Genomic DNA, 23,654 nt, shown 5'->3' with positions numbered 1-23,654 from the left:
ATTGTTTATCTTAGGTGGATGCCAACCATAAACCACCAAATCAAGCTACTAAGCTTTACCTTTTTATTTATTAACTGTATTATGATTATTGGCTGTAAAGAAAATCCTAATATAGTTAAGCATAACGGCGAAAAAGATCTGATTTCTTTTAAATCAATAGAAGGGATTAGCTACACTGAGATAAATCGTCGCCAAAAAAATGGTCTTTCATTTAGTGAGTATGGTTATCAGTTAGAACCTCAATGGAAAGTAAATTTTGTTTCAGATGATTCGGTAAGTATATATAGCCCCGGTAAAAAACGCTTTTTGAATTTTCCACTAACACGGGGGTATGATTCTGTTTTTAACACCGCCAGAACCTGGCTAAAAGTAAAAAAGATGAGTAAAGACAGCCTCGTGCTGGAAATGCTTAAAGCCCAAAATGATAGTGTCGATATTAGAGGCGCTGGGATTTATATGACCTTTTACGCTGATAATTATGTGAAAAATGTGCTTCGAAGTGATATAATTACACTTAGGCATGCAAGTCGAAAAGACAGTTTGTTTATCAAATCATTAGTAACTAAAGCTAACAGCGACTTAAAAAAGGCTTTTGCGGCAAGACAACCGGTTGCGTTTATAAGTAAGAGTCCGTCGGTAAATGTAGAAAAATGGAAAGCGGAAGGAAATCTCTTGAATAATTTCGATACCTCTGATGATTACTTTAATCCAACCTTTAATATTACTATCAATAAAGCATACGCAAATTTTTATTATTCATTTTCTGTATATGTTGATGAGAAAGGGCAAATGTATTATCGAGAACCCTTAATTGCCTTTCTGGGTGAGTCACTCAGGGAAAGTTATATTCATGAATCACAGGATGTTATGAATAGTTATCTTAAGTATTATTTGCAGGTAATTCCAGGAAAAACGTTAAATATGCCTCACACAAGCCTAATAAATATTCACGTTGAGGGAAAAGCAAAGCTCAGGCCATGATAAATAAGGGTAAACAAATAATAGTACCTGAGTCGAAAATTATGTTGAAGCAGAATACTCCCTTTTTAACTAATTAGCTACACTATGGTGGTTCTCAACAAGTAACTGAGCCACCTTTGCCTCGTAACGGCTTATCAATTTAAACTGAAAGTTCTCAGGATCGGGTTTGGCATAATGCTTTCCGGTGGCCATGGCCAGCAATATTCCATGATTATTAAGTCTTTTTTCGTGGGTTTTCTTGTCCCAGCGTTTGGCGGTAATCTTCATTAAGCGGTTATCCAGTATATCCCCTAAAAAATTATTTAATAACCATTCTATCATGCCTTTTAAAATAATTTTAGGTAATGATTTTGCAGTTGATACACGCATAATATGATTGGGCAGAAAACCACGTGTCCAGGCATTGGCGGTAAAAAAGTCGGCAAACGTGATATCACCCTGAATGGGTATCAAAGTAACAACCTCTGTAGCTGTGTAGATGTTTTTCTCCTCAATTTCCAGGGATTGTTCATCTATATAGTAATTCATGCAAAAGTAATGCTCCTTGTTAACCAGGAAGGTTAGTTTTTTAAAGAAATGCATTAATGTACGGGCTATCCAGAGCCGATTAGGGGCCGTAATAATGAAAAGATCGATGTCCGACTCATCATCGGCATAGTTCTTTGATAGAGAGCCTGAAATAGCGATACCTCTTACATAAGGAAATTTGATCAGGATATCACCTACCTTTCTGGCTGTTTTCACCATTTCAGCGGCTTTTTGGTTGCCTTCATTTCTGCGTAAGATGAGGTACGGATCGTTTTTCAACGTATAAAACTTGTCAAAACGATATATCAGCCGGCTGCCTATCAGGCAGGCCATAGCCACATCAAACGGCACGGACTCATACTTAACAGGCAGAAATAAACATATCTCTTCCCTCGTAAGCGGATAGTTGAACACATCGAAATAGGCCAGCGTTGATAATATGTTTTTTTTGATTTCTGCCAATGTATTGAATGATTAAAATGGATTTATACTAATATGACGTAACGGGTAAGGGCTTGGTTGCCAGCGTACTCAAATAATCATCAGGGCTTGGCTGTCTGGTAATAACCCGCTCATTTTCAATATTTGAAAAGCTAAAAAAGGAAAAGAAAAAACTATAAAACATTACTCCTTTATCAACATCAAGTACATTTTCAGTTACGGATATAAAAGCGATTACCAGCATAAAGCTGATGAATATTACATCTCTTTGTTTTGTGGCTTCTTTAAAACCGTAAATAAGCGTTAGTAAATAAATTAACAATCCCCAAATCCCGGATTTTAATGCAAAACTGATATACTGATTGTGTGAATTTAAACCGTACAGGAATGAACTATATAGTTTGGCGTTATAGAAATCATCTTTTAACAAGCCAATTTCTGAACCCGATCCATAACCTATAATAGGTTTTTCTTTAATGCGTTCTGTAGCTACACGCCATCGTTCTATCCGCGAATCGGAGTTCCTGGGCACTGTCTTATTTGTTGTTAGGTCTTCCCTGAAAAGTTTTACTAATCGTTCCTGAAAAATGGGCACACTTAAAACCCCTGCAATGATTACGGATGAGATAGCAAAACCGGTTAGCACAAAATTTCTCCACTTTTTACCCTTTAACAGGTAATAAGGGAGTACGATATTAACCACTGCAAATAAAATAAGCAGTATTGACTTTGAGCTAAGCTGAATAATACCGCATACCAGGATAAGACAACTCAAAACATACAATTTCTTTAGCAGGGGTGATGTTTCACCTTTCATCAGGATAATCAATAAATTAACCAGCGCTATAACTAACTGCAAGGAGAAAAAGCTAGCATGTATCTTGATAGGTCCTGAAAAATTATGGTTGGTAAAGCCTTCAGCAAAAATATCCTTTAAAGGCAGATGATAATACTTTATGGTAATTAGAACAATGAAAAACAGGAAAAAAACCGTAACGGTACAAATAAGGGAAAAGGCAAGCAAAAGATTTGATCGGTATTTTTTCAGATCGAGTTCATTGAGTGAAAAAAGTATAGGGAAAACCAAGATTGGAATCCGGAGTGTCCACTCTGAAAATGCTGCAGGGATATTTATAGTATAAATGGTGGCAATTATAGTTATAAATAAAACTGAAGGTAAAACAAGCATTTTTAAAGAAACCAACGATCTGAGTTTTTCCTTTTTTAAATGAATGAAAGTGTGAAGAGCAAAGCTTATAAGTATAATATGACTATAAAAAAGATCGAATGGCAAGCTTGCCATTAACAATAGTATATGGTAATAACTGATTTTATTAACCTTAGTATCATTAATGAGCAATAATTCTTTCATTATTTGAGTGTTTATGGGTTTCTATAATAAATTCCTCATACTGATTTATCACACTTTCCCAGTTAAACTGGTATTGAATTTTATGAAGATTGTTCAGTACCATGTTTTTTTCGAGATCTTTTCTTTGTACGTTCTCAACAAGGTGTCTTACTTCAACAGCGTTTGAAAAATAAAATGCATCTGTATTAAGTACCGATTTATTAAAAGGGTTATTATGCGCGGCTATCAAAGCCTCACTGGCCATGGCCTCAAGCAAAGAGGGGTTTGTACCACCCACACTATGTCCATGAAAATATAAGTAAGAGTTATTTTGTAATGAACGTACTTTAGGAGTATCAAAAATGGCACCTTTAAATTCTATGCGGTTGTCGTTCTTAAACTTGTGGGTAATAAACTTGCCAAAGCGGTTACCTGTATCGCCCAAAACCTTAAACTTTTTGTTCGAGTTACTTTTGTTAAACCCTTCTAAAATAGTTTCAATATTGTTTTCGGGCTCCATGCGTGCCATCAGCAAAAAGTAATCTTCCTTTAAAGCTTCTTTAAATTCATATTGCTCACGTTCCTGTTCCGAATAAACATCGGCCCCATACGGAATATACGCACTGTTAATATGGTATTTATCAGCCAGATATGACTTTATAACCAACGAATCAGAAACATAATACTGACTGTATTGTACAGCCAGCTTTTCGGCATACTTTAAAAACCGCTGCACAGGTTTAGAGTACTTTGATCTTTTCCACTCCATGCCATCCATATTGGTAATAATGGTGCTGTTTTTAGGATACAACTTACCCCATACTGAACTGCTGGTGTAGCCCATTATCAAAACCACATCATATTTGCTTTTGCGGGCGTCGAGCAAGCAGTTCATATCATATACAAACTGACCGGCGGTGCCTATCAGGTATTCGGGATCATAACAATGTTTTATCTCTACGCCATTCCAGCTATTGGCTGTATAAGGATGATTATGCGAATTATAAACGGTTACCGAGTGCCCACGTTTTACCAAACCGGCCGAAACGTATTCTGATATATGTTCAAATCCACCGTAATAGTTTGGTATGCCCCTGGTTCCTAATATGGCTATGCGTAGTTTCATGGTTATAATACTGATTGGTAGGCTTTTAAAGTTTGTGTAGCAGCTTGTTTCCAGGTATACTTTTTCAATATGCGGTGTCTTAAATTTTCGTTGTATTTAGCTATACTTGCCTTTTCAACTGCCGCAAGTATGCTCTCAGGCGATGAGGGGTCACAATAAAAAGCATCATGAGCAAAGTACTCTCGTACATCGCCTTTATCACTGGTTACAATATTGCAGCCCATAAGCGCCGCTTCAATAGAGCTGAGACCCGTAGTTTCAAACCAACTGGGTAGTATGTGCACTTTAGCCTGCCGGTAATACTTTACCAGTTCATGTTGTGGTATATGATCAATAAAAGTTACGTTATCGGCCGCTATGCTGCGGCACTCCTGATAATAAGCTAATTGATTAGGTGCATGTGTACCTATCAACAATAAGCGATATGGGGTATGGTTAAGGGCGCGTATCAAGTTCAGTTGGTTTTTTATTCCCTCAATCCGTGCAGCACATACAACCAGTCTTTCGTCTTTTTTGATAGAATCATCATATTGAAACAAGTTTTGATCGGCGCCATTAGGTACTATCAGGTGATTTACCTTATGCTCATAAGTTAGCGTAACTCGCTTGTATTCAGATTCTGAATTGGGTAATATGATAGCCGCCCGGCTCAGAATATTCTTTATACTTTTACGTTGACCAAGCCAGGCATAGGACGGGCTGGCCAGGCTATCGCGCCCCAACAAATACCGGGCTATTGATTTAAGATATTCAATGGTATCGGTTGATAAATAACGCAAAAGCCGCCCTGCGCCTTTGCGGTGATATTTATCATACTCGCCATAATTGCACAAAATGGTAGATACAACATATGGTATTCCGGCCTTTTGACTATGATACAGGATATCAGCGGGGCGGGTAAGGTTGAAAAAATGCAACAGATCATAGTTTTGATAGGCAATATTTTCATTTGCCAACTTTATCTCGGCGGTTATACCCATTTCCTTAAGATGACGCGCTGTTTGTACGGCCTGTACGGTGTCTCCACCGGGTACACTATAAATGGTTGACCGGGTAATAAAAGCTACTTTAATCATTGCGTTACCCTCCCTGAACTTATTCTATGTAACCAGACTATTAGTTTTTCGGGCAGGTAACTAACTGTATATAACAAATAATTATCCAGCCTAAGGGGAGACACGCTGATAGCCCGGGTCACATATACGCGTGCTTTTTGCGGATGATAGCTATTGATCAGTAATTTTTTAGCACATAAGGCATAATATGACCCTTCTTTTATTTGAGGCGAATATTGTTTGATACCTAATTCCGTAAGCTCATTACCTTCGTTCAAAGTAATGCTCCGGTTTTTTAAGGTGGTGTATTTAATTTCCAGAAATCTGCGCGGGCGCCATTTCTCGTCAATAGTTATCGACTCCGGATTTAACCGTAGTTTGATAAGCGGTTGTAAAAAATTACAGGTTTTTTGGTCCTTGAGGATGTTTACCCATAAAAAATGGTCTTCATAAGTATAAGCATGCTCATTATAACCACCGGCTTTTAATACTACATCTTTTTTATAAAATACGGTAGAGTGTATAAATGGGCATACGGAATGTTCCAATTGCTGAATGTCTTCATTACTAATGGCAGGTGGCGTTGATGTAAAAAGGTAAGTGCCATCCATATCCATATAATCGGCAGCTGAACCTATAATACTATAATCAAGGTTGTTAATCATAAACTCATATTGCCATTGCAATCTTTCTACATGGCATACGTCATCCGCATCAAACCGGGCAATAAATGGCGCGCGGGCGTATTTTAGCCCGGTATTAAGTGCCTGCGCTACTCCTTTATTATCCTGATATATCATCACTATCCGGGAATCATTAAATGATTGGATCACATCTGTTGTATTATCGGTAGAGCCGTCATTAACAACCAGTAATTCAAAATCAGTAAAAGTTTGCCGCAGCACTGATTCAATAGCTTCTCCTATATACTTACCTGCATTATAAGCAGGCATCAAAACCGTTATTTTAGGAGTATCAAAATTCATGTGCAACGGGTTTAATAAATTCATTCTCTTTAATATTGAGCAACAAAAGCAGTTCAAAAAACACCATTATTGACAATTGCTCAAACCAGTAATCAGTAAATAAAACAGCCATTAGTAAAAATAAAATGGGCAAACCATAGGTTAACTTCTTATAATGTTTTGCAAAAAATCCCAGGTAAAAAACAATAAGGGCCATAAGGCCTAACAAGCCATATTCGGCGAGTAACTGATCATACACCGAAAATGGACTATTGGCTAATGAGTGAAATCCTGATCTTTTGCTAAAAAAATTGAGGTACACATCAAGATGATTTCTCAGGAAATCACGATCCATATAAATGTATTTATTCGGATAACCACCGGCAAAACTTAATCCGGTGGCGCGAAAAGCCAGTTTTGAAGAAAAATTACCAATTCCGGTACCTATAATAGCTCTTTCGGAATGTCTGCTGAAAAGATGTATGGTTTGTAAGAAACCTGTAACTTTTCCGGGCAGCGGTGATACATAATTATTATTTCCTGATATAGGAAGGGACTCTTTATGTATTCGGATAAAATCAACCAGTTGCATTTGCTCTGGCGGGGTTTCCGTCTTACTTTGGTAGAAGTAGCCATTAATATCTGGCTCCTGTATGGCAATACGTCCGCCTTCGGCCAGATATACGTTTTTATCGAGTTTTAACTCTTGCTTTTTGCGCATTATATCTAAAAGCCGGCCTACACTATCAAGATACAGTATAGCTGTTTTTTGCTTGCGTTCTTCAGGGTTTAAAGTACTGTCGGGCCTCAGATTAACCGGTAGGGTAGCAGTGGTTACTGCTAACGGAAATGAAATGGAATCGGAAGCTGCATCTTTATTCTTTTGAAACCAGGTTGCCAGGGTATCGGTAACATATTTATTATTTTGGGGAGATATTTTGGCCATAAAAACCACAAGAAAGGCCACACATACCACAACAAGACTTTTTTGGTAGCGATCTGTCTTAAAAACAAACAACAATAAGAGGATTGAAAGTAAAATAACATTAACAAAATTGCTGCCGGTAAGCAACATGGTAACCATACATACAAAAAGCATAACGGCATTTTTCCTGGTCAGGAAATAAATTACACCCAATGCGTTAAGTATGGCATTGGTTACGGAAGTATCAAAAGTAATACCCTTTATGTAATCGCCTGTGCTTATAAAATATTTCTGATACTGTCCCTGATAAGTATAGGGATTAATGGCATGTGTTTTTAGCACTATGATAGCAAGTGTAAAAACCGATATTAAGGCATTAATTACAAAAAATGCAAGTATGGTTTGATGAATGATAGCTGTATCATTATTATCGACCACCAATTTAAGGTAGTGAATTGCTAATATGCATATAAACCAAAAAACAATACCTGTTAATAATAGTATGATATAATTACTATCATGATAGTTATTGAGTATGAAAAAATTAGCAATGGCTATAATTATAACAAGCGGATAAAAAAGAGGGAGCCGGGAGTTTTTAAAACTAAAACCGAATTTAAAATTGAACTGCCATAAACTAAAAAGAATAATAACCGGAATTTTTACAATAAGCTTTACATTTAAAAACAGCAGCAAAAAGGTAAGGAGTTTCCAATCTACCTTACCCTTTATTTTATCAATATAAAAAGCCACTGACCTGGTCAACATTTTCGGGGGTTCTTTACAATCATTACGACCCGAAAATGCGATTGGTTGCCTGTATAGAAGAGCGAATGGTTTATTATTTTACCAATTCAATATCCTCAGAAGATTTGTACGGTCGGCAGATTTTATTTGCCTGGCAAACAATAATGTCAAAAGGTAAAAAATAATTGAAATAATTACACTTAGGCAGGTATTTTGAAATAACACTTTTGCGAGTAAACCACTTAACAAAGCACAAACTGTGCATTTTGCTAAAGTAAATAGTGTATCCTTTAGCTCACCAACCTTGTTTTTCGCAACAAACAAAATGGTTTGTATCACACAGGAGGTTAAAAAGGCTATAGCTGCACCTTCATTTGCAAAAAAAGGTATAAGTAGTAAATCACCGGCAACGTTTATGCTAAAAGTAATTAAAAAGATATGGAAGATCATTTTTAGCTTATTCTGCACAAATAAAATAGTCCACAAAAAATTGGTTAGATAAATAAACGGCAGGCATAATGATAATATGAATATAGTATGGATATTTACCGCTCCATATTTGCCTGAGGTAACAAGATCAATAACCGGGATCCAGCACATATTAATCAACAGGACAGTAAAGCCAGCAACGATCATCTCCATTCTTACAATTAGTTTCAGATCGTCCCCTTTGTAATTTTCATTCTTGAATAATTTAGTAAATCGCGGTATTAGTAATGGAGATATAACTAACAGCGGGAGGGTTGATATTTCAAATACCTTATAAGCAAAACTATACTCCGCCAGTTTCACTGCCGAAACCATGAACCCGATAAATAACCAATCGAAACGGGCCAGCGCCGATGTAATGAGCACTACACCAACCTGTGGTAACGATTCGCGCAGTAGTTGTGTATATTCAACTTTATTCCATCTCGGTAATATTGGGATGTGTGTATATTTATTAAAGAGATAAACAGAAACAATCAGCTCCAGAGCGTCGCCTGCTATGAATACCAATATAATATTATCTGTGTTCATAAAATGGGTTGCTGCCAATATTACTAAGGCGGTACCCCTTACCACATTTGATACAACAAGCATATAAGCCAATAATTTGAATTTTTCCATTCCACTTGATATTTGTTTGAGTGGAGTTGAAAAAAAGATCATAAGCTTACCTGCACCAATAAACAATATAAGATGGTAAAGCTGATTATGATCTGCAAAAAAAAACTGTCCTAACAAAAGAGCCCCGTAGAATAAAAATCCTGCAAAAACCGCATGAAATACATAAATAGATAGCACAGAACCGGCATCATCTCCATGGGCTACCTTTTTAACTACTACCTGGTCAATCCCAAATGAAAGAATATTAAATGCGGTAAATACTACAGTTAATGCAAGATTAATCAGTCCAAAATCGTGCTTATCAAGATTTATCGAAAGAACATAAAACATGAGCACACCAAATAACTGGTTAACTACCAGTTGAAGCGCATTGGCAGAAAGATTTTGAACCAGTTTTTTACTCATGAAAGGTACCTGATTTATTCAGTATGAATATCAGCTTTATATTCGTATGCCATAACAGGAATGCCATTCTGATAGTTTTTTTGTTTAGGTGCTTGTTGGGCCTTACTAAGGTAATGATATTTTAACCAGGTACTTTTCATGGCCATTTTAGCAATGTACCAACCTTCTTTACCATCCAAAAATCCTAATAGAAATATATATGTTTTTACAAAGTGGAATACAGGAGCAATGTATAGTTTTACAAAACCGGCTTTTTTGCCGCTCTGTAAATATTTTAAAGCACTAAGTTGTGCATAATGGACAATTTTAGCTTCATGTTCACTGGCATTTTTAACCGAATAATGGTGTAAATGCCCATTCAGTTTTTTTACACTTACATTTCGCGGGAGTATCAGCGTTTCATGTACTGGAGGTTCGGACCATTTAACACGGGTACGGTTAAACAAACGGATATGATGATCACGTCCCCAGTTACCAAAGTTTATGGGTTTATTACCGTAATAGGCTTTAAAAGGTATATCGTAAACGGTATTGTTGTCATTAAACTTCAATTGGGCAATTGAAATTAATAAGGCAGTGTCAGGTATTTCGTCGGCATCAATACTTAGTATCCAGTTATACCGGGCCAATTCAATACCTTTATTTTTGTTAGCTCCATAACCATCCCAATTTTTCTGATATACGCGGCAACCGTTTTGTTTGGTTATGCTTACTGTTTGATCTGTACTGTCATTATCTACCACAATAATATCGTCAGTGATTTGCTTCAGCATAGTAATACTGCGGCTAATCATTTCAGCTTCGTTTTTAGTAATAATTACAACAGAAACGGGAACCATGTGTAGATAATTTAAATTTGTCAATCCCGGGTAGGAGTAAGGTTTGGCCCTGCCCAGCATAAAAAGTAAACCTTTATATAATTATATCGTTCATTTATAGCAAAGGGTTGCCCGGAAATAAAAAGTATTATCTTTTTATTTTAATATTTTTAACAATGATCCTGAATAAAAATATCGGGAGATACATTTATTTTACCTTGTAAATAATTATGGAAACGAAGCTAAAGGTAATTGTAACCGGTGCCACCGGAATGGTAGGAGAAGGGGTAATGCACGAATGTTTACAGCATCCCGATGTTGAAGCGGTTTTGGTTATCAACAGGAAGCCCGCAGGGGTTTCACACCCTAAGCTTAAAGAAATAATTTATACCGATTTTTTTAACCTTTCTGCTATCGAAAATGAATTATCCAATTATAATGCCTGCTTTTTTTGCCTGGGTGTTTCGTCTGTGGGTATGAAGGTTGATGAGTATTACAGGTTAACCTATACGCTAACTATCCATGTTGCTGAAACCCTGAGCAGATTGAATAAGGAAATGACATTTTGCTATGTGTCCGGAGCAGGCACTGATAGCCAGGAAAAGGGTAAAGGCTGGGCCAGTGTAAAAGGAAAAACAGAAAATGATCTGATGAAACTTCCGTTTAAACAAGTATTTGCCTTTAGGCCGGGTTTTATTAAACCTATAGAAGGTTTATCAAACACCCACAATTTTTATAAATACATAGGATGGTTGTTTCCAATAGGTCGGGCCTTATACCCAAAGGGGTTTTGTACTTTGCAGGAATTATCACTGGCCATGATCTATATCACCCAAAACGGATACACCCAAAATATTATAGAGGGGAAAGACATTATTTTATTGGCTAAAGACATATAATCAGTTACTTACTTCATAAAAAAGCGCCCTGCATTCGTCAATACAAGGAGCTTTTTATGAAGTTTTAGTGGTGTTATTTTTGTTTAAAAGAATTAATATTCCAGCTTACACCAAGCGCTACACCTGTTGATTTCAGGTCAACGCGTCCGTTCCCAATTCCGGTAAGCGGAAGCTTAACATACGGCTGTATTACAGTACTGAATTTTGAGTTTATCCTGCGTTCGTAGGTAGCATTAATATTTACTACGCCAAACCAGTGTTGATTGCGATTACTTACCTGCACGTCATATGACGGTCTGCCGCTACCATCGTCAAAATCAAAATGGTAGTTTTCTCTTAGCATAATATATGACGACAAGCCCGTTCCCAATGCAAAGGCATTTTTCCCTTTTGAATAAAATTGGTAATTAAGATTTACCGGTATATCCAAAACTTTACAGTTGGCCGCTATATAATTTGGCAGATCGGTAGCTGCCCTGCCTTGCCAGTTAAGCGAGTTATACTGGTTCCCGTCTGCCTGATAGGGCTTAATAGCATAAGCTGCGCCGGTTGATATACTGAACTTCTTAGACAGATGCATTGCTACCTGCAGGCCAAAATTTGTACCAACCTGATTTTTGTTAAACGAGTTAACGGCATTAATGTCAGGTGCCGCAAGTATACTCAGCGTAAAGCGCGGGCCGGTTCTCAGTATAGGCTTAATCGATATTTTATCTGATTTGGTCTTTACCTGTTGTTCCGGAGTTGTTACATTGGCAGCAGTATCTGGCGGTGTGGTTACAGTAAGATTATTCTGTTGCTGAGTATTGTTGGATGCTATTTTTGATGGATCAGTTATATTGCTATTTGTAGTTTCGTTGTTACTTGTATTAGTTGAGCTATCACCTGGTGTTTTAGTTATTATAGGCGCCTGAGCACTCTTGCTTTGATTTGAATTATCTGAAAAATAACGGCCATTCCGGTCAACAGGTATGGACGAGCCCGGTTTAATCCCCCGACTGTGCACGTTGCTGCTCCCCAAACTTTCACTACCAGCCGGAAGATTTGGAACTACGTCCCTTTTTAACGGTTGACTGGTTTGGTCGTTATTACCTTTGTTGGGAATCTTATTGTTTTTCGGCTTATTGTTACCGTATAACTTGTCCTGTGTGTTATCAGTTTTATCTGTTCTATTAAAGAAATATAAACCAAACGCGAGCAACAGAATTGCTGCTATACCCGTTGCATAATATACCCTCCTGATAAGTACTGATTTTTTACTGGGTTTATTATCCAGTAGCCGTTCCATAGAAGCCCAATCCTCCTCACGAAAAGCAATATGATCTTCAGAGCCGGATAATCCGTCTTTGAATAGCTGATCTAATTTATTTTCGTTTTTCTCTTTCATCTCATTATTAATTCAATCAAATATGACAACCCGATACTGATAGCGCCTATAGCGATAATTTTGTGTCGTGTGTCTTCAGAGTTATTATCCGGAAGTTTCCCGGAGTTAAGAACCATAAGTTTTAATTTTTCCCTCGCCTTAAACAAATTTGATTTTGATGTTCCCGTACTAATATTTAGCTGTGTAGCGATCTCCTCATGCGAAAACCCTTCAATTGCAAATAAATTAAACACAGTGCGGTAAGCATTGGGCAATTGTTGAATCATTCCTATCAGATCATCGTAATTTAGTTTCTGATCGGGGAGTTCATAATGGCCTATATCCTCCGCGGCTTCAAGATCATCAGTGAGCGATAGTTTCAGGTTGCTCCTGTAATAATCTACCGAAGTATTCATCATGATACGGCCAACCCAGGCAATAAAGGGCCTCCCGGTATCGTATTTATGTAAATTGGTAAACACTTTTAAAAACCCCTGGTTCATAATTTCAGAAGCCTCGTAGCGGTTACCCGCATAACGCAGACATATACTCATAGCAAAACCATAAAATGCCTTATAAAGCATTTTCTGATCCTTTCTGCTATGCTGTAAACAGCCGGCAATCAGTTGTTGTAGTTCCGCTTCTCCCATATACGGGGTTCTAATGGGTTAGTTTGTCATTATTTGTAGTTATCACGTTATCTGATATCTAAAGGTTGCCCGGGCTACGATTTTTTTAATAAAATATTAAAGAATTAAATAATCTTAAATTATTGGAGAAAGATAACTATTAATAAGTTGATTAAAAACAGTAAATGATACATTGTAAAGTTAGAGAACAAGGGAAGTAGTTTATTTTGAAAACACCTATATAAACAGCTAATTGAGCTATTAATAAAAATCATAACAGCGCCTTGACCCTTCAAATTTACGGTAAGCATCTGTGCGAGATGGGAGTGTGGTTTCATACCCTATACTCCCCTCTGAAGATCCACTGGTGTTACTATAATTTAAACCGGAAAAAGGTGCATCGTGACTTACACCCAAACGCAATTTTTCACCACCGTCTTTATTAATGAATAAATCGAATATAAGAGAAACTACTACTGCACCTGGGCCGCCCTGGCCGCCGGTACGGTACCATAAACCAGCATTAATGCCTTTTCTTTTAAATTGTAAGCCCGCATTTACCGATTGGGCCCTGGCCTGTTTATATAGTATAACAGAGGAGCTGAGGAAAAATAATTAGCCAAAAAATAAATAAGCCACCAATACGGCGGTTATAATGCCTGCGAAATCGGCTATTAAACCAGCGGGAATGGCATAACGTGATTTTTTGATGCCAACCGATCCAAAATATAACGCCACAATATAAAAAGTGGTATCGGCCGAACCGTTGAATATGCAGCCCAGGCGCCCTGCAAAACTGTCAACACCAAAAGTTTGCATAGTATTGATCATCATGGCTTTTGAACCTGATCCGCTAAGCGGCTTCATATAAGCAACCGGCATAGCGTCAACAAAACGGGTATCCCAGTTAAACTGAATACAGACCCAACGCAAACACTCATTCATATAATCAAGGGCACCGCAGTTTCTAAAAACGCTGATACCTACCAGCATGGCTACTAAATAAGGAATGATCTTTACCGATGTTTCAAAACCACCTTTAGCTCCTTCAATAAAAACGTCAAATACATTTATCTTTTTAATCAAACCACCCAGAATAAACAATACGGGTACAGTAAAAAGTAAAAGGTTACTGGCAATTGTTGATATGGTGCTGATTTGGCCTTTGGTTAAATAATGCGTAAAGCACCAAACCATGAGTGTTATGAGTGTAGTTAAACCACCCAACCAGGTAATAATAACACGGTCGAACAGGTTTATTTTTTGTTTAACGGCTACCACCAATAAGCCAACCACGGTAGCTACATAAGTTGCTATGATACACGGTATAAATACATCGGTAGGGTTGGCAGCATTTAATATGGCGCGCTGCGCGATAATCGTTACTGGTAACAATTGCAAACCTGAGGTATGAAGCACCAAAAACATGATCTGGGCGTTTGATGCCGAATCTTTATCCGGGTTTAATTCCTGCAAACTTCCCATGGCTTTTAATCCGAGTGGGGTGGCTGCATTGTCGAGCCCAAGTAAATTAGCAGAAAAGTTCATCAACATTTGCCCGGTAGCCGGATGATTTTTGGGCACTTCCGGAAAAAGCCTGCTAAAAAATGGCCCGACAATACGCGACAGAAAATTAATAGCTCCGGCTTTTTCGCCTATGTTAAGTATACCCAGCCAAAAAGCCATGGCACCTACAAGTGGTAAAGCTATATCTATTACGGATGACTTGGAAGAGCTGAAAATGCCATCAACCAATAATTTAAAAGCCTCTGTATCGCCTAAAAAAATTAATTTTATTAAAGCAACTACAAATGCGATCAGAAAAAATGCTATCCAGATATAGTTAAGGGTCATAGATGTGTTTAAGGCTTTGAAGTTAATGGTTTTGTTATTTAATATGAAATAACAATCTTTAATACTTTTTTAATGCTTCATAAATGAATGATACTATACAATTATTATCCGATACAATTAATGCTTTTCTTGCGGTAAGGCGTCAAGAGGTTGAATGGGAAATAAGGCCTTCTCCCAGCAAATGGTCAAACAAAGAAATCATTGGTCATTTAACAGATAGTGCGCAGATTAATCTGCAAAGGTTTATACGGTGCACTTATGAGGAAAATTTTAAGCTTACTTATGAGCAGGACGCCTGGGTTGCGGTGCAGCATTACCAGGATGCAGATATCAATGAGTTGCTTAACTTATGGAAGTTGCTAAACAATCAAATTATTCGCGTATTAAAAAATTATCCGGCAAATAGGTTAAGTGCCCGATGTGATAACAGTAAACAAGAGCCTAACCTGCAAACTGTTCAATGGCTTGCAGCCGATTATGTGGCACATTTAAAACATCATTTAAAGCAGATAATGTAATGACAGGATATTCGGGCACACCTCTTGCAAAAAAGCTGGGCATTAAACCGTCTTTTAAAGTGATGCTGATTAATGCACCGGATCATTATATGGAATTATTCACAGATATGCCAGCCAACGTATGTTTAGAAAGCGATGAAACCTCTAAAAAAGACCTTATCCATTTCTTTACACTCAAAAAAGACGAACTATTAACCCTTTTGCCTGTTCTTAAAACCAGGATTAAGCCCAATGGCATGATATGGGTTTCATGGCCGAAAAAAGCATCAAGAGTACATAGTGATGTGACTGAAGACTTGATCAGGGATTTGGCCCTCAAAATAGGATTGGTTGATATTAAGGTTTGCGCTGTTGACGAGATATGGTCGGGCTTAAAATTGGTGATACCTATAAAAGACAGAGAACCATCAGCTTGAGATCATTTTCTTTAAAATATCTATAAACAATACCCACTTACTTTACTAAGCGCATACAAATACATAACTTAGCAGTATAATATATTTAACATGCCTAACAAAATAGAACTTAAACGTGTACACGGCGATTTTGGATTTGAAGCGGTTGATGCCAATGGTCATACGGTAAAAATGGATAGCAGCCCCGAAAGTGGTGGTGAGGATTTTGGTGTGCGCCCTATGCAAATGCTTTTAATGGGGCTTGCCGGATGTTCAGGTATTGACGTTATCAGTATTCTTAAAAAACAGCGCCAGGATGTAAGAGATTATAAAATGATAGTTAACGGCGAGCGTGAAGCTGGCAAAGAACCTTCATTATGGCAGGATATTGAAATTGAGTTTCATTTGTATGGCGATATTGATGAGGATAAAGCCGCCCGCGCTGTAGAGCTGTCATTAAACAAGTATTGTTCGGTTGCCGCTACCTTAGGCAAAGCGGGTGCGGAGATTAAATCAAAGGTTTTTGTACATCCGGCTGAATAGTTTATTGGCCGGATTAATAAATTTTTGAATGGAGCATAAGGACGTACCTATACAAACCACGCACCTTTTCCCGGTTCTTGATCGATTACTTATTGATCTGCTTAAATCTTTATCCCCCGAGGACTGGGACAAGCCTACTTTAGCCCGGCTATGGAAGGTTAAAGATGTGGCTGCTCATTTGTTGGATGGAAATATGCGCACCATATCATCCCAACAGCATTTTACGGGCGAAACTCCATCAAGTATTAATAATTACCGGGAGCTTGTTGACTATCTTAATGAATTAAATGCAACCTGGGTAAAAGCTATGAAAAGGGTAAGTCCGGCGTTGCTCACAGAATTATTAGAAATAACCGGGAAACAATATTCTGAATATATGGCTTCACAGGATTTATTTGCACCGGCCATATTTTCTGTGGCCTGGGCAGGAGAGGAGCAATCGGTAAACTGGTTCCATATTGCCCGTGAGTATACAGAAAAATGGCATCATCAGCAGCAAATACGTGAAGCTGTAAACAAGCCGGGCATTATGCACCGGGAACTGTTTTATCCATTTATAAACACTTTAATGCAGGGGCTTCCCCACACTTATCGAAACGTAGAAGATAAAGAAAATACTCTTATTGAAGTAATTATTACCGGCGAAACAGGAGGAAGCTGGTACCTTCAAAAAAGCACCGATAAGTGGGTATTAATTACAGACAATAATAAACCTGCAGATTGTTTAGTAAATATCAATCCGGATATTGCCTGGAAACTTTTCACAAAAGGGGTTAGCCGTCAGCAAGCTTTACAGAATTCTTCATTACATGGCGATATAACATTGGGGGAGAAGCTATTTGACATGGTAGCTGTAATGGCTTAATATTTTAATACTTATTAATATAATAATATTACATATTAAATACATAGTTTACCCTTTCATTCTTTCGTCATAAATTTAGAAAAAATGCATTTTTCATCTAAATTTCATCTTTTAATTTTAATTATCAAGCTCCGTTATACTTATAGTTAATTATGGTATTATATAAATATATCATAAAATAAGGTTTTTAATACACATTGTACTATTTTCAACTCATTAACCATTTTGTACAAAAAGTTAATGAATCATCGCTTCAATCCGTTAAAACACTGTTTTTTCATCGACCCAAATCAGCCTCTTAAATAATGCTCTGTCAGTTATTTATCTAAAATTCTCTGATATTAACACGTAGAAAATTGATGAGCTTTTAGCATACAAACAAAACTTCAATAAATCTTGATGGCATTAATGTTGTCTGTTAGAGTTATGGTTTAGTGAACAATAAACCTATAATTAAACACAACGATATGAAATCAAATTTTAAAAGAGCCACACTACTACTTACAGGACTTATGGTAGGTGGTAAACTATTTGCACAAACCGCCGATACTACCGCAGCGGGCAATGATTATGTTAAACCTTTTTCAGGTGGCAGTAATCTCCGCACCTGGTCAATAGGTGTTCATGGCGGTATGTTAACGCCTTACACCATTTTTGGTACCAATAGCCGACAGGATTTTAAAAACCCCACCGAACAGTTTGGTTATGGCGCTTACATCAAAGGCCAAATTCTACCTTCGTTAGGTATCCAGGCTGATTTCCTTAGAGGTAAAGTAAGAGGTAACAACAGCCAGCCTGATGTAGCGGGTAACACAATTTATAGCCAATACACAACCAATATCAATTGGTCGGCGGCTTTAAGTGCTAACATTACATTGGCTAATATTAACTGGCGCCATGACAAACCATTTATCCAGCCTTATTTAACTGTAGGTGCAGGTAACATGAACTATACACCTAAAATTACAACGCCGGGTGGCCAGGAAACAAATTTTAAAACTGATGGCAAAGGCTCCATAAATGAAATATTCATTCCGCTTGGCCTGGGTTTAAAGTTCGATATTGCTCCAGGTGTTAACCTTGATTTGGGTTATACTGTAAACTTTGTACAATCTGATAACTTCGATGGCTTTAACAGCGGATCAACCAATGATAGATTCTCTTACGCACACGTAGGCTTAGAGTTTGCCTTGGGCAGCCGTAAAAAACCACAAATGGCCACTCATAATCCGGTATCATCTATGCGCAAAGAATACCTATGGGAAAATCAACAAACCAAAACTTTGTTACAACAACAAATTGATGCAGAAAAAGCTAAAAACGACCAGTTAAGAAATGATTTGAACACTACTAATGCCAACCTTGCCAAATTAACAACAGACAGCGACGGAGACGGCGTGGTTGATGTTAACGACAAATGCCCGAATACACCGGCAGGAACAAAAGTAGATGGCTCAGGTTGTCCGCTTGCTAAACCGGTTGTTTATGTAACTGAAGAAGACAAAAAGGTTGTTAAGGATGCGATTAAAAACCTGGAGTTTGATTTGGGTAAGGCAACTATCCGTGCTCACTCATATCCAAGTTTGGATAGGGTAGCCAATTTATTAATTGACAAAAACTTCAGCTTAAAACTTGCCGGCCATACAGATAACACCGGATCTGCTGATCTGAACATGAGATTATCGAAAGACCGTGCTGAATCGGTTAAATCTTATTTGGTAAGTAAAGGTGCAAATGCATCACGTATTGAAGCTACAGGTTATGGTCAAACACAGCCTATTGCAACCAACAAAACTGCTGCCGGCCGTCAGGCTAACCGCAGGGTTGAATTTACTTTATATTAATAGCAAAGATTTTCTCATGGAAAATCCCTATAACAAGAAAAGCTGCTCAATTGAGCGGCTTTTCTGTTTTAATGATATCTTTTTACGAGGAAGAAGCTTTATTCTCCTTCAAAAAACTCCTGCAATGCGCCAAAATAGCTATTGTTCCATCCGTCAACCATGCCATCATAATCGGCATCCGGAATATTGGTGTGCCGAAGTTCAACAGATGAACCTTTTTTATCGGGATGCAGTTTAATGGTTACAACAGAATTATCAGACTCACCTTCAAAATACCACTGCTGTACTATTTTTTTGCCTGGCTCAAACTCCAGGTTTTTTCCGGTTATACTGCCGTCCCACATAGAAAATTCAGAGCCTGCTTCAGTAGACATTTCTGCCACTTCACCTGTCCAAAGTTCCATGGTAACAGGATTAGTAAGGGCCATATAAATTTCATCGGGCGTAGCCGGAATATTGTAATATTTTTTAAAATCTTTCACCTGCGCAATTTAGCAGAATTAATTTTAGCTTTTAAATTAAACATTAACAGGGCCTACGGGCATTACAACCTTGCCATAAATTTCGTTCAGTACATTAGCAATACCGGTATATATGGCCGATGCCCCGCAGATGATACCTTCATATCCAGCCAGATGCTTTATGTCGCTATTTCCGGTAGCATCACCTGCTACCAGCAAAAAGAATAATATGGTTAATGAGGCAAAAACAAATTGCAGCGCCCTGTTTAGTTTTAAAGTGCCGAAAAACAACAATAAGGTAAATACTCCCCATATACTTAAATAGGCGCACATTGCACCTTCTGATGGAGCAGCTCCCCAACCCAGTTTAGGCATAACCAGCAGACCTACCAACGAAAGCCAGAAGAAGCCGTAAGATGTAAATGCGGTTAAGCCAAACGTATTATTCTTTTTGGCTTCAATAACACCAGCAATAACCTGGGCCAGTCCGCCATAAAATATGCCCATGGCTAATATCATGGTGTTCATTTCAAAAAAACCGGCATTGTGAATGTTTAACAATACAGTAGTCATGCCAAAAGCACAAAGACCAAGAGGAGCGGGATTGGCAATGCCATCTTTTACCGTTACTGGTGTAGTAGGAATCATAATAGGTTGAAGTTTTTTATTGGTTTACCGCAATCTAATTGATTTATAAATATTATACAATTTTTTTTACAACTGAACAGTTACTTTTATGTTAAATAAATACCTATGCAAAAAATAGTATTAGTACGACATGGCGAAAGCGAATGGAACCTGGAAAACCGCTTTACCGGCTGGGAAGATGTTGATTTATCTGAAAATGGATACATACAGGCCAAAAATGCAGGTCGCATATTAAAAAAGAACGGATATAATTTTGATGCCGGTTTTACATCCTATTTAAAACGATCAATAAAAACGATGCACTTTGTGTTAGAGGAGCTTGATCACCTATGGATACCTGTTGAAAAATCATGGCGCCTGAATGAACGTTTCTACGGCGATCTGCAGGGCATGAATAAGGATGACGCCATTGCTAAATATGGGCTTGAACAGGTACAAAAGTGGCGGCGCGACCCAAATGAGCATCCGCCAGCTATAACTAAGGAAGATCCCCGTTACCCAGGACATGATCTTCGGTATAAGGATCTTACAGACCGTGAACTGCCATTAACCGAAAACCTGAGCGAAACGATGGATAGGGTACTACCTTTCTGGAACGAAACCATAGTAAACACCATGCGGCGAAATCAGAAGGTAATTGTAGTAGCACATGGCAACAGTTTACGTTCATTAATAAAATACATTGATAACCTTAGCGACGAGGATGTAAGCAAGCTTGAAATACCTACTGCTACACCATGGGTGTATGAACTTGACCACGGACTGAACCAGATCAGACATTACTATCTTGATTAAACTATATAGAAATGAAAAAGGCTCCAAGTATGGAGCCTTTTTATCACAAACAACTTAAATGTTATTATACAGCTTCGGCAGCTTGTTTTGATGCCGATGCTAAGCTAACCCCGGTGAGCTGATCGGCAAAAGCGATAAATGCCTTGCTTTCAGATATACGGTTTTGATTGTCGATCAGATTTTGCAAATTGATTTTTCCGATAACAAACTTATAATTACCTGAATAATAGCGTTCCTGTATATGTTCAAAATTTAATGCTTCAACTAAACTTTCGTCATCATATCTGAGGTAGATGTTCAATTCAATATTGTTGGTAAAGTTAAGGTCTGTTTTTTCCTTTGCCTTTTTATACTCGTATTGATAATTGTAGCGTAATGCAGCTATATCCGATAACACTGCCGAGCCGGTAGGGTGGCCACCAGCACCTTTTCCAAAAAAGAACTGCTGATCGGCAAAAGCCGCCTGTACAGTTACACCGTTATATTCATATTCTACGTTGTATAAAAACTCGGTTTCGTTTACAAATTTGGGTAATACAAACAGGGCCACATTTCTTTCATCAAGCTCTTTGGCTACCGGCACCAGTTTAATTTTCAGGTTCTTTTCACGAGCGTATTGCAAATCCTGGGCACCAAGATTTTGGATACCTAAATTAAATACTTCGTCGGGCTCTACAATTACACCATAAGCATGCGCGGCAGCAATTACCAGCTTATATTTGGCATCAAAGCCTCCAACATCACTAGTCGGATCGGTTTCAGCAAAACCCAGATCTTGAGCTTGTTTCAGGGCGCTGTTATAATCTAAACCTTCTATAAATCCTTTGGACAGTATGTAATTTGACGAACCATTAAAAATACCACTGATAGAATGCAGTAATTCATTATCATAATATTCTTCCAGGTTGCGGATAATCGGGATACTGCCGCAAACCGCACCCTCGTATAATAACGAGGTACCATGTTTATGCTGCAGCTCTATCAATTCTTCCAAATGGAGAGCGATCATTTTTTTACTGGCAGATACTACATTTTTACCGGAGCTTAATGCTCTCGAAACTATTTCAAATGCTGCTTCTGTATCATTTATCAATTCTACAATAGTGTTTATCTCGGGGTTATTCAGCAACTCATCTTTATCAGTTGTAAATAATTCAGCCGGTAGTGTACGTTTTTTATTCGGATCCTTTATAGCAAATTTTACTATCTCTATGTTCAGATGTTTGGTTTTGATAATATCATACAATCCCTGACCAACTACCCCAAATCCAAATAATCCTATATTTAACTTTTTACTCATTACGCTGTACGTTGCAATTCTATAATTTTTCCTTTTACATCAGTTTTAAAAAACGATGTAATAATATTTGTTAAAGCCTCTGTTTCGATCAGGAAACCATCGTGGCCGTAAAATGAATCCAGTTCGGCAAAGGCCGATTTAGGTATATGATGAAATAAATATTGTTGTTCTTCAATGGGGAATAAGACATCTGATTTAATGCCGATTACCAGCGTACGTGCTTTAATCAGACTCAATGCTTTTTCAACGCTGCTGCGGTTACGGCCCACATTGTGCGAATCCATGGTTTTGGTCAGGTACCAGTAGCTATAAGCATTAAACCTGTTCACCAGTTTTTGCCCCTGATAGTTTTGATACGTAGCCGCACGGTAATCATCTGTTTTGCCATCAGTTTCTTCCTGCTGGGTTACCGAATAGGTTTTATAACCGCGATAGGAGAGCAGGGCTATGCTTCGCGCCGCTTTAAGTCCTTTTTGACCTCCATCGGGTGTGTTGGCATAAAAAGTACGATCGGTACTGATAGCCAGGCGTTGAGATTCGTTAAACGCGATTCCCCATGGTGAGTGGCGTGCGTTGGTCGCAATCAGTATAAGATTTTTAATACGTTCGGGCTCTATAATAGCCCATTCAATAGCTTGTTGCCCGCCAAGCGAACCACCTATCAAAATATGTATATGATCTATCTGTAAATGATCTGCCAGTAATTGATGTGCCTTAACAATATCCCTTATTGTAAATTGGGGAAACGCCTGATAATATGGTTGCCCGGTTACCGGATTAATACTAAGCGGGTTAGTTGTGCCATAAGGCGACCCCAATATATTGGCACACACAATAAAATGTTCCTCAGGATTAAATAGGTGACCTGTACCGGCAAAACCTTTCCACCAGTCAAAAACATCGGCGTTGGCGGTAAGTGCGTGGCATACCCATACAACATTATCCTTTTCTTTATTTAACCTTCCATAAGTATGAAAACCAATTTCCAGATCCTGTATTTCCTGGCCCGATTCGAACTCAAACGTTTGTGTGTACTTAAATATCTCTGTATTCATTCTTTTGTTTTGTTATCCCGGGAGCGACTG

General features: G+C 38.0%; 23 protein-coding genes. 8 read left to right on the top strand and 15 right to left on the bottom strand.

Going from position 1 to position 23,654, the window contains the following annotated elements; all coding sequences use genetic code 11:
• Nucleotides 1-18 precede the first annotated feature (18 nt).
• Complete coding sequence (locus SNE25_RS18610; RefSeq protein WP_321560499.1) at nucleotides 19-981, top strand: hypothetical protein; 963 nt, start codon at nucleotides 19-21, stop codon at nucleotides 979-981.
• 69 nt (nucleotides 982-1,050) lie between these two features.
• Here the strand turns inward: SNE25_RS18610 and SNE25_RS18605 are convergent, their stop codons facing one another.
• From SNE25_RS18605 to SNE25_RS18570, 8 genes are all read right to left on the bottom strand, one after another.
• Nucleotides 1,051-1,971, bottom strand: a complete 921-nt coding sequence (locus SNE25_RS18605; RefSeq protein ID WP_321560498.1) for a hypothetical protein — start codon at nucleotides 1,969-1,971, stop codon at nucleotides 1,051-1,053.
• Between the two features lie 28 nt (nucleotides 1,972-1,999).
• Nucleotides 2,000-3,322, bottom strand: coding sequence for an O-antigen ligase family protein (locus SNE25_RS18600; RefSeq protein ID WP_321560497.1), 1,323 nt, complete (start codon nucleotides 3,320-3,322; stop codon nucleotides 2,000-2,002).
• Nucleotides 3,300-4,427: a DUF1972 domain-containing protein gene (locus SNE25_RS18595; RefSeq protein WP_321560496.1), complete on the bottom strand. Its 1,128-nt coding sequence runs from the start codon at nucleotides 4,425-4,427 to the stop codon at nucleotides 3,300-3,302. The genes SNE25_RS18600 and SNE25_RS18595 overlap by 23 nt, the downstream gene beginning before the upstream one ends.
• A 2-nt stretch (nucleotides 4,428-4,429) precedes the next feature.
• Entirely contained in the window at nucleotides 4,430-5,503 is a 1,074-nt protein-coding gene (locus SNE25_RS18590; RefSeq protein WP_321560495.1) for a glycosyltransferase family 4 protein, read from the bottom strand.
• Complete coding sequence (locus SNE25_RS18585; protein WP_321560494.1) at nucleotides 5,500-6,468, bottom strand: glycosyltransferase family 2 protein; 969 nt, start codon at nucleotides 6,466-6,468, stop codon at nucleotides 5,500-5,502. The genes SNE25_RS18590 and SNE25_RS18585 overlap by 4 nt, the downstream gene beginning before the upstream one ends.
• Nucleotides 6,458-8,140 (bottom strand): hypothetical protein, encoded by a 1,683-nt coding sequence (locus tag SNE25_RS18580; RefSeq protein WP_321560493.1) that lies wholly within the window; start codon nucleotides 8,138-8,140, stop codon nucleotides 6,458-6,460. The genes SNE25_RS18585 and SNE25_RS18580 overlap by 11 nt, the downstream gene beginning before the upstream one ends.
• A 78-nt stretch (nucleotides 8,141-8,218) precedes the next feature.
• A complete protein-coding gene (locus SNE25_RS18575) occupies nucleotides 8,219-9,634 on the bottom strand; it encodes an oligosaccharide flippase family protein (protein ID WP_321560492.1) in 1,416 nt (471 codons plus the stop codon).
• A gap of 14 nt (nucleotides 9,635-9,648) precedes the next feature.
• Nucleotides 9,649-10,473, bottom strand: a complete 825-nt coding sequence (locus SNE25_RS18570) for a glycosyltransferase family 2 protein (RefSeq protein ID WP_321560491.1) — start codon at nucleotides 10,471-10,473, stop codon at nucleotides 9,649-9,651.
• Nucleotides 10,474-10,682: 209 nt separating this feature from the next.
• Between SNE25_RS18570 and SNE25_RS18565 the strand changes: the two genes are divergently transcribed.
• Entirely contained in the window at nucleotides 10,683-11,351 is a 669-nt protein-coding gene (locus SNE25_RS18565; RefSeq protein ID WP_321560490.1) for an NAD-dependent epimerase/dehydratase family protein, read from the top strand.
• A gap of 73 nt (nucleotides 11,352-11,424) precedes the next feature.
• Here the strand turns inward: SNE25_RS18565 and SNE25_RS18560 are convergent, their stop codons facing one another.
• The 3 genes from SNE25_RS18560 to SNE25_RS18550 all read right to left on the bottom strand — a co-directional run bounded on the left by SNE25_RS18560 (nucleotide 11,425) and on the right by SNE25_RS18550 (nucleotide 15,200).
• A complete protein-coding gene (locus SNE25_RS18560) occupies nucleotides 11,425-12,738 on the bottom strand; it encodes a hypothetical protein (RefSeq protein ID WP_321560489.1) in 1,314 nt (437 codons plus the stop codon).
• The gene (locus SNE25_RS18555) at nucleotides 12,735-13,367 is read right to left on the bottom strand and encodes an RNA polymerase sigma factor (RefSeq protein ID WP_321560488.1); all 633 of its coding nucleotides are present in this window, start codon (nucleotides 13,365-13,367) and stop codon (nucleotides 12,735-12,737) included. The genes SNE25_RS18560 and SNE25_RS18555 overlap by 4 nt, the downstream gene beginning before the upstream one ends.
• A gap of 594 nt (nucleotides 13,368-13,961) precedes the next feature.
• Nucleotides 13,962-15,200, bottom strand: a complete 1,239-nt coding sequence (locus tag SNE25_RS18550; RefSeq protein WP_321560487.1) for a nucleoside recognition domain-containing protein — start codon at nucleotides 15,198-15,200, stop codon at nucleotides 13,962-13,964.
• 83 nt (nucleotides 15,201-15,283) lie between these two features.
• Here SNE25_RS18550 and SNE25_RS18545 point away from each other — a divergent pair, with 83 nt between their 5' ends.
• The 5 genes from SNE25_RS18545 to SNE25_RS18525 all read left to right on the top strand — a co-directional run bounded on the left by SNE25_RS18545 (nucleotide 15,284) and on the right by SNE25_RS18525 (nucleotide 19,365).
• On the top strand, nucleotides 15,284-15,718 hold the full coding sequence (locus SNE25_RS18545) for a DinB family protein (protein ID WP_321560486.1): 435 nt from the start codon (nucleotides 15,284-15,286) through the stop codon (nucleotides 15,716-15,718).
• Nucleotides 15,718-16,134, top strand: coding sequence for a DUF3052 domain-containing protein (locus SNE25_RS18540; protein WP_321560485.1), 417 nt, complete (start codon nucleotides 15,718-15,720; stop codon nucleotides 16,132-16,134). Before SNE25_RS18545 ends, SNE25_RS18540 begins: the two co-directional genes overlap by 1 nt.
• A gap of 90 nt (nucleotides 16,135-16,224) precedes the next feature.
• Nucleotides 16,225-16,656: an OsmC family protein gene (locus SNE25_RS18535; RefSeq protein ID WP_321560484.1), complete on the top strand. Its 432-nt coding sequence runs from the start codon at nucleotides 16,225-16,227 to the stop codon at nucleotides 16,654-16,656.
• A gap of 28 nt (nucleotides 16,657-16,684) precedes the next feature.
• The gene (locus tag SNE25_RS18530; protein ID WP_321560483.1) at nucleotides 16,685-17,521 is read left to right on the top strand and encodes a maleylpyruvate isomerase N-terminal domain-containing protein; all 837 of its coding nucleotides are present in this window, start codon (nucleotides 16,685-16,687) and stop codon (nucleotides 17,519-17,521) included.
• 467 nt (nucleotides 17,522-17,988) lie between these two features.
• The gene (locus tag SNE25_RS18525) at nucleotides 17,989-19,365 is read left to right on the top strand and encodes an OmpA family protein (RefSeq protein WP_321560482.1); all 1,377 of its coding nucleotides are present in this window, start codon (nucleotides 17,989-17,991) and stop codon (nucleotides 19,363-19,365) included.
• Between the two features lie 98 nt (nucleotides 19,366-19,463).
• Here the strand turns inward: SNE25_RS18525 and SNE25_RS18520 are convergent, their stop codons facing one another.
• A complete protein-coding gene (locus SNE25_RS18520; protein ID WP_321560481.1) occupies nucleotides 19,464-19,847 on the bottom strand; it encodes an SRPBCC domain-containing protein in 384 nt (127 codons plus the stop codon).
• Nucleotides 19,848-19,883: 36 nt separating this feature from the next.
• Nucleotides 19,884-20,474 carry an acetate uptake transporter gene (locus tag SNE25_RS18515; protein ID WP_321560480.1) on the bottom strand — a complete coding sequence of 197 codons (591 nt, stop codon included), beginning with the start codon at nucleotides 20,472-20,474 and terminating at the stop codon, nucleotides 19,884-19,886.
• 105 nt (nucleotides 20,475-20,579) lie between these two features.
• Between SNE25_RS18515 and gpmA the strand changes: the two genes are divergently transcribed.
• Entirely contained in the window at nucleotides 20,580-21,269 is a 690-nt protein-coding gene (gpmA, locus tag SNE25_RS18510) for a 2,3-diphosphoglycerate-dependent phosphoglycerate mutase (RefSeq protein WP_321560479.1), read from the top strand.
• A gap of 64 nt (nucleotides 21,270-21,333) precedes the next feature.
• Here gpmA and SNE25_RS18505 read toward each other — a convergent pair whose 3' ends face one another.
• Both SNE25_RS18505 and SNE25_RS18500 read right to left on the bottom strand, forming a co-directional pair.
• Nucleotides 21,334-22,569 carry a homoserine dehydrogenase gene (locus tag SNE25_RS18505; RefSeq protein ID WP_321560478.1) on the bottom strand — a complete coding sequence of 412 codons (1,236 nt, stop codon included), beginning with the start codon at nucleotides 22,567-22,569 and terminating at the stop codon, nucleotides 21,334-21,336.
• On the bottom strand, nucleotides 22,569-23,624 hold the full coding sequence (locus SNE25_RS18500; RefSeq protein ID WP_321560477.1) for a homoserine O-acetyltransferase family protein: 1,056 nt from the start codon (nucleotides 23,622-23,624) through the stop codon (nucleotides 22,569-22,571). The genes SNE25_RS18505 and SNE25_RS18500 overlap by 1 nt, the downstream gene beginning before the upstream one ends.
• Between the last annotated feature and the right edge of the window lie 30 nt (nucleotides 23,625-23,654).

Source organism: Mucilaginibacter sabulilitoris (genome assembly GCF_034262375.1).
GTDB lineage: Bacteria > Bacteroidota > Bacteroidia > Sphingobacteriales > Sphingobacteriaceae > Mucilaginibacter > Mucilaginibacter sabulilitoris.
This window is presented reverse-complemented; position numbering and strand designations above follow the sequence as displayed.

Excerpts from the sequence above, each read along its gene's own strand:
- SNE25_RS18610 (WP_321560499.1), top strand. The coding sequence starts at position 19 with ATGCCAACCATAAACCACCAAATCAAGCTACTAAGCTTTACCTTTTTA.
- SNE25_RS18600 (WP_321560497.1), bottom strand. The coding sequence starts at position 3,322 with ATGAAAGAATTATTGCTCATTAATGATACTAAGGTTAATAAAATCAGT.
- SNE25_RS18595 (WP_321560496.1), bottom strand. The coding sequence starts at position 4,427 with ATGAAACTACGCATAGCCATATTAGGAACCAGGGGCATACCAAACTAT.
- SNE25_RS18590 (WP_321560495.1), bottom strand. The coding sequence starts at position 5,503 with ATGATTAAAGTAGCTTTTATTACCCGGTCAACCATTTATAGTGTACCC.
- SNE25_RS18585 (WP_321560494.1), bottom strand. The coding sequence starts at position 6,468 with ATGAATTTTGATACTCCTAAAATAACGGTTTTGATGCCTGCTTATAAT.
- SNE25_RS18580 (WP_321560493.1), bottom strand. The coding sequence starts at position 8,140 with ATGTTGACCAGGTCAGTGGCTTTTTATATTGATAAAATAAAGGGTAAG.
- SNE25_RS18575 (WP_321560492.1), bottom strand. The coding sequence starts at position 9,634 with ATGAGTAAAAAACTGGTTCAAAATCTTTCTGCCAATGCGCTTCAACTG.
- SNE25_RS18570 (WP_321560491.1), bottom strand. The coding sequence starts at position 10,473 with ATGGTTCCCGTTTCTGTTGTAATTATTACTAAAAACGAAGCTGAAATG.
- SNE25_RS18565 (WP_321560490.1), top strand. The coding sequence starts at position 10,683 with ATGGAAACGAAGCTAAAGGTAATTGTAACCGGTGCCACCGGAATGGTA.
- SNE25_RS18560 (WP_321560489.1), bottom strand. The coding sequence starts at position 12,738 with ATGAAAGAGAAAAACGAAAATAAATTAGATCAGCTATTCAAAGACGGA.
- SNE25_RS18555 (WP_321560488.1), bottom strand. The coding sequence starts at position 13,367 with ATGGGAGAAGCGGAACTACAACAACTGATTGCCGGCTGTTTACAGCAT.
- SNE25_RS18550 (WP_321560487.1), bottom strand. The coding sequence starts at position 15,200 with ATGACCCTTAACTATATCTGGATAGCATTTTTTCTGATCGCATTTGTA.
- SNE25_RS18545 (WP_321560486.1), top strand. The coding sequence starts at position 15,284 with ATGAATGATACTATACAATTATTATCCGATACAATTAATGCTTTTCTT.
- SNE25_RS18540 (WP_321560485.1), top strand. The coding sequence starts at position 15,718 with ATGACAGGATATTCGGGCACACCTCTTGCAAAAAAGCTGGGCATTAAA.
- SNE25_RS18535 (WP_321560484.1), top strand. The coding sequence starts at position 16,225 with ATGCCTAACAAAATAGAACTTAAACGTGTACACGGCGATTTTGGATTT.
- SNE25_RS18530 (WP_321560483.1), top strand. The coding sequence starts at position 16,685 with ATGGAGCATAAGGACGTACCTATACAAACCACGCACCTTTTCCCGGTT.
- SNE25_RS18525 (WP_321560482.1), top strand. The coding sequence starts at position 17,989 with ATGAAATCAAATTTTAAAAGAGCCACACTACTACTTACAGGACTTATG.
- SNE25_RS18515 (WP_321560480.1), bottom strand. The coding sequence starts at position 20,474 with ATGATTCCTACTACACCAGTAACGGTAAAAGATGGCATTGCCAATCCC.
- gpmA (WP_321560479.1), top strand. The coding sequence starts at position 20,580 with ATGCAAAAAATAGTATTAGTACGACATGGCGAAAGCGAATGGAACCTG.
- SNE25_RS18505 (WP_321560478.1), bottom strand. The coding sequence starts at position 22,569 with ATGAGTAAAAAGTTAAATATAGGATTATTTGGATTTGGGGTAGTTGGT.
- SNE25_RS18500 (WP_321560477.1), bottom strand. The coding sequence starts at position 23,624 with ATGAATACAGAGATATTTAAGTACACACAAACGTTTGAGTTCGAATCG.